This window comes from Ruegeria sp. 6PALISEP08, assembly GCF_001238295.1.
Lineage (GTDB): Bacteria > Pseudomonadota > Alphaproteobacteria > Rhodobacterales > Rhodobacteraceae > Ruegeria.
The window spans coordinates 212209-223824 of sequence record NZ_LGXZ01000001.1 but is presented as its reverse complement, the minus strand read 5'-3'; the positions used below and the strand labels follow the sequence as shown (position 1 = coordinate 223824).

Below are 11616 nucleotides of genomic sequence, written 5' to 3'. Positions count from 1 at the left end.
TTGTTACGACTTCTTGCGGGCAGTCTTGGAGCGTCTCTTCGCGGGGGATTTGCGGGATTTGCGGGCCCTGATGACGACCGAGACCGAGATGCCGCCGATCACGGTGCCATCATCATCGCGCTGGACCAGATCGACGCGGATCCGGTCGCCCTCGCTGGCATCTTTCGGGGCGGTCAGCCGCAATGTGGCCGGCAACAGTTCGCACTCGCGCAGCCCAAGCGCGATGCCACTGGACGCGGCGCGATCAAAAACAACCTCTTCGTTGCCTTTCGCATCCTTACGCAGGCGCGCCGTCAGCTGCATATCGGGCCATACGCGCGGCTTCTTCTCAGCGGTTTTTCCGGGCGGAAATGTCATCTCGGACCCCGGAGCGAGGTCGAATACGGCGGTGTCATTGCTCGCGTCCAGCAGTTCGGTCAGTTCCACACGTGCTTCGGTCAGAAAGCGCAGGCCGACGTTTTTCCTGGGCGGCGCGGATCGTGCGACACGCGCGAAGATGCCGCTGCGCCGCACCGCCCGGCCCAGCGCCGGGGCGCTTTGACTGCGGATCGCGGCCGACAGCATGGGGCCCTTGACGGATTGCCAGAGCTCGAGAACCACGCGGCGGGAGGTGAGCACGGCGCGATTGCCGATCACAAAGGCCATTTCCGCAGTCTCGCCCGGCGCCATCTCGACAACCGAGAGATTTTTCTGCCCGAGGTTGTTGGAGTCCCAGACATGAGATCCTGTGGCGATTGCGTCCCCGGTGAAATAGGCGGCGGACAGCCAGCAGGCATGGGTGCCCTCGGGCGGGACATTGTCCGCTTCCCACTTGACGACCGCGATCTGCGGCTCGTCCGGCACTAGATTGAGTATCCCGATCATTGCGGTATGCGGGACGAAATCGTTCGGGTGCACGAATTGCGTTCCGGCCCATTCCTGAACAGCGTGCGTGACCAGCACGAGACGTGCGATGCCTTCTCCGCGATTGTGCAACCGCGTATGAAACCAGTTGTCGGTCCCGGCTTCCGGGTTCTGATGCGCGGTGCCGCCATCGTTCTGATTGCGAATCCACAGGTCCGGCGAATTCCAGAAACTGCCGCTCGACGGCTCGTCTCCGTCATCGCCTGAATTGTCCCGCATATAGACGTCGATCTCAAGCGGGGGAAACAGGTCGAGAAGATCGTCCAGTGCCTCGACGCATTCCCCCGAGGCAGTTGTACAGGTGGCGTTGTAGGGGGTGTGGATCGCCCGCCAGCCAAGATTGCGCGCCGCCTCGATATGGTTCAGTGTTTCGGTGATGAAAACCGTGCGTATGCTGCCCGCCGTGTACCCAACCTTGCTCAGCGCGTGGTCAAAGATTTCCGGGTCCGGCTTGCTCTTGGGCGGATCAAATTCCGAGGAAAACGTGATCGCGTCGAATTTTGCGGCGTCCAGCCCGTAGTCATTGAGCTTGTCGATCATCAGCGCTTGCGTCATCCCGACCGGCTGGTTGGACAGAATCCCGATCCGGTAGCCGCGTTGCCAGAGCGTCTCGATCGTGGCGACCGCGTCGGGCAGCGGCACCCGGTTGTCGGATGGCCCGTGAACCAGGGTGTTGCCCAGGTCGAAATACAGAACGGGAGGTGTCATTGCCGCGGCTCCATTTCTTCAGGGTTTCCCAGGCCGTAGGACACGCCACCCACTGCCCGGCCTTCGCGATCGCTTTGGACGAGGTCGATACGACCGCCTTTCGGGGGGGTCTTTGGCGCGCGCAGACAGAGCTGGAAGTGATGCTCCTGCCCCGGCAACAGCCCGATGAGTAGGCCAGCCCTTGGCCCGGGATCGAACGCGATGGCCAGCCCGCCCTCGCGGGATTTCACCAGGCGCGCGCCCTGCGCGCCGCCCACAGGCCAAAGCTGCGATTTCTTCACGAAGGCAAGGCTTGATCCCGGTGCCGGGCGCAGGGTTGCAGATCCGCCGGCCAGCAGAAAGGGTCCGGGATCCAGGATGGCACTCTTCGCTTTTGCGGCGTGCGGCGCATCGGCGGTCTTCAGCCGTTCGGCGCTGCGGAACAAGGCCTCGACCCGCGCAGGATCGCGATGGGTGAGCTGCACCTCGACGGCGCGCGCGGTGCGTGAACGCAGCAGTTCCAGCCGGTGAAATTCCGCAAATTTCCGGTAGCGGCTGCCGATGCGCAGGGCATAGTGTTCCCATTCATTGGGGGCCAGATCGACAACCGTCATGTTGCGCTGCGCCAGCGTGTCCTCTTCCCAGACATGCCGTCCGGGAACCGGCCGATCGTCCAGACACCATGCCATGGCCAGCAGGCAGCCATGAGTGCCTTCGGCCGGAATGTCGCCCGCAGGCCAACGGGTGTGCACGATCTGTGACGCCCCCGGTGCCAGATCGAACCCGACGGCCACACCGGTCAGTGGAAACCAGTCGCCCGGATAGACGAACTCGGTTCCCGCCCAGACCTGCAGCTTGAAGCCCACGACGAAGGACCGGGCGGTTGCGGAACCGCGATTTCTCACCCGGGCATAAAGCCAGTTGTCCTGACCGAATTCCGGGCTTTGCGGGCTGGTGCCGCCATCTTCGGCCTGTCGCACCCACACGTCAGGCGACAGCCAGAAGGTCCCCGAATAAGGCTCGGTACCGGTATCATCAGACGCATCGCGCAGGTGCAGATTGGCTGCACCAGGCTGGGCGGTATCGCCGCCATAGACAAAACGCTCAAAGTAGTCCGCGATGGGCATATGCCCGGATCTGCGGATCAGTTCAGCTTCGATCCCCGGGGTGTTGTAGTGGCGTCGCTGCGCGGATTGATAGATCGCGGACATATGACTTTGCAGCGCATTGATCCCGATGTCAGCGGCGATACCCGAAAAGACGCTGGCGCCATGCCCGTAGGACGCCCCCGGCGTGGTCCGCGCCCAAGGGTTCCCCGGCCACAGCGTGACCGGCGGGTCCGCCAAATCCAGCGGAGTCGCGGATGGCCCGCCCGCCCCAGTGTTGTAACTCGTCCATGCCTCGTCCAGCCACCCGTCCTGACCCTGCGCCGGGACCAGACCGCGGGCCCACCAACTGTGGAAAACTTCGTGCGAGAGCGCCCCGGTGCTGGTCGTGGTGGCCCCGTCATATTCCATGTTGTGATAGCCGGGATCCGTCAGAAGGGCGACGTAACGCCCGCCGTGACGGTAGGGGCCGATTTGCGAGGTATTGGTTACAAGATCCGCGGCGATGCTTGCGGCGCCGGATGCCAGATCGACGCTAACGCTGGTGCGTCTTGCCACCTCGATCGAAACCGCCTGCCCACCAGGCAGGATGGTGTTCTGCGTTTGCGTCGTGATCCTGTCCGCAGCCTCGATCACCAAAAAATGCGAACAGGGTGCGAAATCGGCTGGAAATTCGATCGACCAGTGATTTGTCCCCAACTCGGAAACGGCACCGTTCGACATCAGCACATGCGCGGGCGCGCCCGACATCGAGATGTCCAGCGTGACGGGAAACGCCCCCCACAGCATGGACGAAGGCAGCCAGCTTTCCAGATACCGTGCCGGGTTCAGATCACTGAGGAAGAAATCGAATGACAGGCGCGACGATCCGGCCTCCCAGACAAGGCCCCGGGAGTTGGGTGACGCCGGTTGCTGCAACGCATAGTCCAGGCTCAGCAGGTGCGATGTGCCTGCGATCAGCCAATGTTCGAGAATGCGCATCTCGGCGTTGACGCCACCGCCGAAGTCGTGATGCGCCATATCCGAAGGGCTAATTGTTACGCCGTCGAGCGTTGCGGACGCAATCGTCTGCCTGAGATCAAAGACCGGAAAGCCGTCATGCAACCCCAAGGTGAACGCCATCTCTGCTGTTGCGGAGGCGGTCTTTGCAGCAGCATCAATCGCGTAGGTTGCTGTGACCGATTCAATTTTGACCGGGACTGCAAATAGCCCATCAACCGTCACCGCTGCAGGTGCGTATCTAAATTCATTCTCCACGAAAAAATCCCGTCAAATGCCGTAACATATGGATCGAGATTTCGATCTGTTTCCGACATCTTAATAACTCTCAACCATACACCAATAACGGGCATTTGTCACGAAAGCTGGTGCCCGAAGATGGCGCCCGGCAACCGGTCATTTCGGATTCGTGCCTGTGCGAAACCGCCACTCTTCGATGCTTTTGCCGCGCCTGCGGCCAAGGCTGGTGGCAGCCGATAAACGAATTCAAGGTGATATGCGGATAAGCTCACCAATGGGCGCGGCCAAAACATGTCGTTTCGATCACCTCGCGGTGCAGTGGTTCAGACACAGCACCGGCGCAATTACAGTTTGCCTCTAAACTCGTCGAGCCGAGAATCTCGCTCCGTCCCTCGTTACGATTCTTGCACCTGAACGCAGCCAATGAGCCGATTGGGAATCACTTATCGTGTTACGATGAATGTCAGGCCCGGAGGCGTCTACACCGTCAAAGCCTCCTGGAATGAAACAGACAGCAAGGAGCGGATCATCTCGGTTGCTTAAAACGCCGCCGACCTCAGATCCGATGACTATGTTACCCCATTCGACCACATCGCGGTCTTTGACAAGGTTCTGTCGCAAACTTTGTCCCTACCTGTCAGGTTGACTGCATTTCTGGTGGCGCGCACTAGAACATAACAGGAGCATACCGTGACGCTCTCATTTAAGGGTGCGCATTTTCCGAAAGACGTGATCTTGCACGCGGTTTTCTTCCACCTGCGCTACTGTGTTTCATACCGGGTATGGCAATTTGATAGAGGCTGCAAACGATTGAGGGCGGCAAGAACGTTGTCATCTTGGCCACAGAGCTGCCGTTCGCTGCTAGCGAAGAACTAGGCCTCAGCGACAGCGGCAATGCACAGGAAGCGGACTTTAATCAAAGATGCAGTGTTTTTGAGCCTTGGACAGCAGCTATGCGGACGAAACCGACATTCATACTGCCTTCGGTCAGCGTCCGGAATAATAATTACAACCAACTAAATTCAATAGGACAGCCGTGCAAATTACTTTTCAATTAAACCTGCGAAATAGGCCACGACTGGCGGCGCCTTCGAGTTCAACTTTATTCGATACATGCCCAATTTTATCTTGCCCGGCTTCGGTTCGGATAAAGTTGCACCCTTCCAATCGTACACAAGTTTTCCGTCAACTCTAACTTGGAAAATTCCGTCAGGCTTGAGTGACCATTTTGCATCGACTTCAATTCTGTGCCAGCGGCCTCGAAGACGTGAACTTGGAACGATTGTTTTGACCAAACTTTCATAGTTCCAGTCTGCGCTTTCAACCCGCTTACGCGCCATCAAGCCCCCATTTTTAGTATAAAATTGAAAGGGGTGATACTTACCTCCCATCATAGAAAACTGTGTCAAAACAATTTGTTCTGAACCTGCTGTCGAAAACGATTTTGGTAAGTACATGGACCAAGCATATTTTTTTGTCTGACCAGCTTTAAAGGCATTTTCCTTAGTCAGTTCTACTCGTTGGTTTCTTTGCTTGCAGTCGTCCCAGTCTTTAACCTGTCCACAGTCGCCGTAGCGCAATTCCATACGAACAGCCTTTTTATACCCTCCTCCGGGAGGGTCTTTCACAATTTGCATCCCGTAAGTTTTTTCGTTCGTCCATTTTTCTCGTTCTAGTCCTCGAAAGCCGCTGACAATAACATCTCTGGGCGACTGTTTTCCTTTGACGGATTTGACGACTGTTTCTGACGCAACCGGCAGTGCAAGCAAGGACACAATGACCAACGTGCTTAACGCGGTGATTAATCTTGGCAACATCGACATCGTTCTATCCATATCCCAGCTCTCATTCATTTCGATTGTTAGTCTACAGCCAATACAACTTTGAATTGGGTTGATCCGTAAAGCAAAAACAGAAACTTTGGCCGCCAGAGCAAATTTATTTCTCTTGAGTGCAGTACTGACAGTAACTGCTACTTTGGGCTCTTATCATCTAGTCGGCGCATCCAGCTAATGATGGCTGGATCAATCCCTGGCACCCCTGATTCAGTTTGTATCAGTCGTTGCTAGTCCTGATTTCGAACAGTTTCGGGGGCGGATGAAAACAACCTTGCACTCCGGACATGCCCCGTATGTAAGTACCTCTAAAATATCGGATACGGGATATCACAATGCGTTCCTTTTTTTTTGGGCTGCGTCGTACTGGCCGCGTGTAACACCACAACAGTTTCAAATTCTCCTGAGCCTAAACCCGAGGATTCTTTGTCATCGCCTACTGCCGTAGAAACACGAGCCATTGCTTTCAGCGCAGAAGTCAACGGAGCATCGGTTGCAGCAAAATGCACTGTGCGCGGGCCGGATTTTGACAAGTCTTTTGTAACACCGACAAAGCTGGATATTCCCGTCGATTCATCTGGCCGTGCTTTGATTTCCTTTGTGAGCTGTGATGCCGGCGGGAACCGTGCGGAGGCAAATGATATTCCGGGACCACAAACAAAAACTGTCAAAGCCAGATTTGGCGGCTCAAGTCTCTTTGGAGACAAAGCAATACTATTTGGTCCAAGTGGCAATTTGGTTCAGTATTTCGTCCGAAACACAGAAGAAGGCGTAATACGGGTGGGGCGCGCGCCTGAGCCGTAGGATCAATCGCACTTCGCGCATTGGCAGATTGTTTTTCGAGTGTCCGGGTAACAGCTGTTAGCGACCTGCTGCATGAGCAAAGTCCCAAAGCACGATTAATGGCAGCAGTGGGCTCACTTCAGCCTGAGTTTAGAGTTGCTGCAAACTTCCGTGTCAAAATTTGCAAGAAACCGTGGCGCGCTACAATACATCCGCGCCCTGCGATCCGAGATGTTCTGCGTCAACCGAATGGCGGAATGTAAATCTTTTTCACATTACCCCTTGCATCACCCGAAAGCACCCCCATCTAGACAATGTGAAAACAGTTTACATCAACCCTGGAGAGCTTTCATGACTGCACTTTCCGACCCCGCCGTCCCCGCAAATCCGGGATGGCTTTACCGAATTGAAGCCTGGCTGGACGACAAAGGCAAAGGGGCCTGGATCGCCGCCATGGTCCTTGGTTTCATATTCTTCTGGCCCGTTGGCCTTGCCCTTCTGGCCTACATGATCTGGAGCAAACGCATGTTCAGCAAATCCTGCAGCCGCCGCAAATCCTGGCACAGCCACATGAGCGCAATGAAGCCTTCGGGAAACAGCGCGTTTGACGCCTACAAGACCGATACCCTGGCCCGTCTGGAACGCGAACAACAGGATTTCGAGGCTTTCCTGCGCCGCCTGCGCGAAGCCAAGGATAAGGCCGAGTTCGACCAGTTCATGGACGATCGCGCACGCGAAAACCACGAAGACGACGGCAACGGCGCGCCTGCTTGATGAGCCTTGCCCTGACCCGGTGTTTCGGGTCAGGGTGCCTCAACCCCTATTTCGGACATGAAGAATGAACCACCTGCCTGACCCGGAGACCCAACCCGAATTCTACAGCTCGGTCGCGACCAAGCGATTTGTCGCGTGGCTGTTCGATGTCGCGTTCATCTCGCTGCTCTGTACGGTCGCAATCCTTCTCACCGCAGGTTTGGGCCTGTTCTTTCTGGCTCTGATTTACGCGGTTGCCAGCTTCGTCTACCGCGTCGTGACCATCGCCAACGGCTCCGCCACGCTTGGAATGCGGTTCATGGGGATCGAGCTTCGTGATGCATTTGGCGAGCGTATGGATATGGGCAAGGCCATCGCGCACACTGCTGGCTACTTCGTCAGCATGGCCGTTGCTGTAATCCAGATCATTTCGATCATCATGATGTTGACCAGCGCCCGCGGTCAGGGGCTGACCGACAGTTTCCTGGGCACGGTCATGATCAACCAAAGGGCGTGACAACCAGCTGCGTGAATCACTTGGCGGTCTCGGGAACGATTGTTATCATCCGTCCCGAGGCTAAATGGGAACTTCATGCGACACACGCTGCCAATAGCGCCACAGTTTTATGTAACCGCCCCGCAACCCTGCCCTTATCTCGACGGCAGGATGGAGCGTAAACTGTTCACAGCCCTTCAAGGCGAAGGCGCGGAACAGCTGAACAATTCACTGTCTCAACAGGGGTTTCGTCGATCTCAGAATGTGCTCTACCGACCCTCCTGCACGGACTGCGCCGCCTGTCTGTCCGCCCGAATAGATGTCTCGGCCTTCCGCGCCACCAAAAGCCAGAAGCGCGCGGCCAGGCGCAACGGGTATCTGCTACGCCGCGCAACATCGCCCTGGGCCACGGACGAACAATACGAGCTGTTCCGCCGTTATCTCGATACCCGGCACGCCGACGGGGGTATGGCGGACATGGACGTGTTCGAATTTGCCGCCATGGTCGAAGAAACCCCGATCCGCAGCCGCGTGGTGGAATATGCAGACCCGGAAACAGGCGACCTGATCGCTGTCAGCCTAACCGATGTGCTCGATGACGGGCTGAGCATGGTTTATTCCTTCTATGACCCGAACCAGCCCCAGAACTCGCTGGGCACCTATATGATCCTGGATCATATCGACATCGCACGCGAGGCCGGCCTGCCCTATATCTATCTGGGCTACTGGGTCCCTGGCAGCCCCAAAATGGGCTACAAAGCTAAGTTCTCTGGGCTTGAAGCCTATATTCAAGGTCAATGGCAGAAGATCAACAATCCCAGTGCCTTTTCCGACGCTGCGCATCACCCGTTGTCCGCAGCGCCCATTGCCGAACAAGTGGCCAATATCCAGCTGCCCGACCGCCATCCGACCAAAGGCTGACAATGCCATGAAGCAGAACCTGCACGCGGTTGCCCTTGTGGTGCCCGACTACGACGCCGCGATCACATTTTACACCGAAACGCTCAAGTTCCAGCTCCTGCAAGACATCGACCTGGGCGCCGGCAAACGCTGGGTGCTGGTCGCCCCGCCCGGATCGAAGGGCAGCGCCATTCTTCTGGCCAAGGCCGACGGCCCCGAGCAAGAGGCCGCTATTGGCAACCAGACCGGTGGCCGCGTCGGGTTCTTCCTACAAACCGATAATTTCCACCGCGACCATGCCAACATGCTGGCGCAGGGTGTCACATTCGAAGAAGACTCCCGCTCTGAGCCCTATGGCAACGTCGCAGTCTGGCGCGACCCCTTCGGCAATCGGTGGGACCTGATCCAATTCACCTGATCCGCCGATTCATCTGGCCAGAAATATCCCGGCGATGAATTGGCCGCAGGCCAAGAAGGGGCTGGCCCCTTTCCCAACACAAAAAAGAAAAGGTGGCCACCCGGCCCCCTTTGCATTTTATTTACCGGGATCAATTCGGGATCAGATCCGGCACTATGGTGACAATCGAGGGGAAGAACCACAAGATCGCAATGCCGACCACCTGGATCAACACAAATGGTATGATCCCTCGATAGATATGCCCGGTCGTGACCTCTTTTGGCGCCACCCCCCTCAGATAGAACAGCGCAAACCCGAAGGGTGGCGTCAGGAACGACGTCTGCAGATTCACCGCCACCATAATCGTCACCCATTTCGGATCAAAAGATCCGCCATAGATCACCGGGCCCACGATGGGAATCACGATGTATATGATCTCGAGGAAATCCAGCACAAAGCCCAGAATGAACAGCACCAGCATCACGATCAGGAAGACCGTGAACTCATTGTCAAAGCTTTTCAGGAACTGCTGGATATAGTGCTCCCCTCCGAAGGAAATCACCACCAGGTTCAGCAACTGCGACCCGATCAGGATGGTGAACACCATCGAGGTCACCTTGGCCGTCTCACGCACCACCGGAGTCAGAACTCCGCTGGAATAGAGCACCCAACACCCGAACAGCAGCCCGAACAGGGCATACAGGTATGACGCATATGCGATGATGAAGGCGATCCAGGTTTCAAACGGCACATTGCCCTGACTGATGCGCAGATCGAAGTTGACCCCCATCAGCAATGCAATCATCACGGCAAAGGTCGACCAGATAATCACTTTGCCAGACCGGCCCTGATCCTGCAGCTTGCGATACGCCGCCAGCATGATCGCACCACCCGCACCCAACGCAGCCGCCGGTGTCGGGTTGGTCACGCCGCCCAGGATCGACCCCAGCACCGCGATGATCAGAACCAGCGGCGGAAAAACCACTCGGATCAGATCATTGGTCGCACATCGTGCGGCAGCTTCCTTACAGCCATAAATGGCCAACGCGAACGGCAAGGCGAGCAACACGAATGTCGCACCAGAAGATGTGGTGGGCGAGATCATCAGGATATCGACCAGCAACATCAGCAGCAAACCAATCGCACCCAGGATCAACGGCTGCGGCGCGCGCGACGGCGCGATCCCACGGCCCAGAACCAGGGTCAGACCCAACAGTAGGACGACAACGGCCACACCTGTTCCAATCGGTGCTGCTTCTGCGATCCTTTCCTGCTGGGCTGCGGTCAGTTCTTCCTCGGTCAAGCGCTGCGATTCAGCTGCGCCACCTGCCGCGTCAATGGCTTCCTGCTCGGCCACGGCCTGATCCCACGCGGACTGACCGTGCAGATCGATCATTGCTACTTTGCATTCTTCCGACACGTTGGTGCGCAGGGACGCACCCTGCCCGATTTCCGAGAAGGCCGAGACCGAGACATTCTGGCTGCCGATAACACCGACATTTCCCAGCAGAACGGCTCCGACAATCAACGCAACCGGTGCGCCCAGCAGCCAGGTCAGACCTTCAGACCGGGTGATTGGCTCACCAGACCCACCCGACATTGCAACGGCAGGCGCCTTGTCCGGATTCAGGAGCGCATATCCAAACGCATAAAGAGCATAGAGCAGCGCCAACAGGATCCCCGGCAAAAGCGCCGCCTGGAACAACGTCCCGACCGACACAACCGCAGGCTCCCCCAGATAGGTCAGCGCGTCGGTACACCCTGCCTCAACAGCCCGCGTCTCCTGCGCTGTCGAGTACAGATCGCCCGCCAGCGTACCCAGCAGAACGATCACGATCGACGGTGGAATGATCTGTCCCAGCGTGCCCGAAGCCGCGATCACGCCAGTTGCGAGTTCTGGCGAATAATTGTTCCGCAACATGGTTGGCAGAGCCAACAGGCCCATGGTCACAACGGTCGCACCAACGATACCGGTTGAAGCCGCAAGAAACGCCCCCACAACCACGATCGACACAGCCAGACCACCCGGCAGCGGTCCAAACACGCGCGCCATCGTCGTCAGCAGATCGTTGGCAATCTTCGAGCGTTCCAGCGTGATACCCATCAGCACGAACATCAGCACGGCCAGCAGTGTCTCGATAGACTGCCCCGCCAGTACGCGCTCGTTCATGCGGTTCACGATGAACGAAACGTTGCGGTCCAGTGCCGTTTCCCAGCCCGAGACAAACACCGGCTCGGCGATCCTTGGCAAGTCCGGGTATCGGAACACGGATATGACATCCCCTTTGACACCTGAATTCACCAGATCCCTATAGGCTTGCGACCCGGTGTCGATTGCCTGATGGATCAACAGCCCGGCACTGTCGAGCGCTGCGATGATCCCGAAGGAAATGACCCCGGCCCCACCGATGGCAAAAGCCACCGGGAACCCGGAAAGAATGCCTCCGAAAAGGCAGAAAAACACGATAATGAGGCCTATCTCGACGCCATCAAGTCCGAATAGCATTGTCTGGTTCT

Annotated in this window: 9 protein-coding genes and 1 pseudogene; 5 read left to right on the top strand and 5 right to left on the bottom strand. The window is 57.3% G+C overall.

The genetic code is table 11. The annotated features are described in order from the left end of the window. Window positions 1-3 precede the first annotated feature (3 nt). A complete protein-coding gene (locus tag ALB80_RS01115; protein ID WP_050602181.1) occupies window positions 4-1611 on the bottom strand; it encodes an HAD family hydrolase in 1608 nt (535 codons plus the stop codon). After that, the gene (locus tag ALB80_RS01110; protein ID WP_157054121.1) at window positions 1608-3953 is read right to left on the bottom strand and encodes a hypothetical protein; all 2346 of its coding nucleotides are present in this window, start codon (window positions 3951-3953) and stop codon (window positions 1608-1610) included. The genes ALB80_RS01115 and ALB80_RS01110 overlap by 4 nt, the downstream gene beginning before the upstream one ends. 672 nt (window positions 3954-4625) lie before the next feature. Between ALB80_RS01110 and ALB80_RS22100 the strand changes: the two are divergent. After that, window positions 4626-4715, top strand: a pseudogene (locus ALB80_RS22100) (IS6 family transposase); the annotation flags it as partial. Window positions 4716-4978: 263 nt separating this feature from the next. Here the strand turns inward: ALB80_RS22100 and ALB80_RS01105 are convergent. Both ALB80_RS01105 and ALB80_RS22095 read right to left on the bottom strand, forming a co-directional pair. Further along, entirely contained in the window at window positions 4979-5770 is a 792-nt protein-coding gene (locus ALB80_RS01105; RefSeq protein ID WP_172677844.1) for a heparin lyase I family protein, read from the bottom strand. Window positions 5771-6078: 308 nt separating this feature from the next. Further along, entirely contained in the window at window positions 6079-6504 is a 426-nt protein-coding gene (locus ALB80_RS22095; RefSeq protein WP_172677843.1) for a hypothetical protein, read from the bottom strand. A 400-nt stretch (window positions 6505-6904) separates the two neighbouring features. On the opposite strand from ALB80_RS22095, the gene ALB80_RS01090 reads away from it, so the two are divergent. The 4 genes from ALB80_RS01090 to ALB80_RS01075 all read left to right on the top strand — a co-directional run bounded on the left by ALB80_RS01090 (window position 6905) and on the right by ALB80_RS01075 (window position 9120). After that, window positions 6905-7327: a DUF2852 domain-containing protein gene (locus tag ALB80_RS01090; protein ID WP_050602176.1), complete on the top strand. Its 423-nt coding sequence runs from the start codon at window positions 6905-6907 to the stop codon at window positions 7325-7327. A gap of 64 nt (window positions 7328-7391) precedes the next feature. Continuing rightward, window positions 7392-7823: an RDD family protein gene (locus ALB80_RS01085; protein ID WP_050602175.1), complete on the top strand. Its 432-nt coding sequence runs from the start codon at window positions 7392-7394 to the stop codon at window positions 7821-7823. A 75-nt stretch (window positions 7824-7898) separates the two neighbouring features. Continuing rightward, window positions 7899-8723 (top strand): arginyltransferase, encoded by an 825-nt coding sequence (locus ALB80_RS01080; protein ID WP_050602174.1) that lies wholly within the window; start codon window positions 7899-7901, stop codon window positions 8721-8723. Between the two features lie 7 nt (window positions 8724-8730). Further along, window positions 8731-9120 (top strand): VOC family protein, encoded by a 390-nt coding sequence (locus tag ALB80_RS01075; RefSeq protein WP_050602173.1) that lies wholly within the window; start codon window positions 8731-8733, stop codon window positions 9118-9120. A 130-nt stretch (window positions 9121-9250) separates the two neighbouring features. On the opposite strand, the gene ALB80_RS01070 is transcribed toward ALB80_RS01075, so the two are convergent. Then, complete coding sequence (locus ALB80_RS01070) at window positions 9251-11605, bottom strand: TRAP transporter large permease subunit (RefSeq protein WP_050602172.1); 2355 nt, start codon at window positions 11603-11605, stop codon at window positions 9251-9253. Window positions 11606-11616 lie beyond the last annotated feature (11 nt).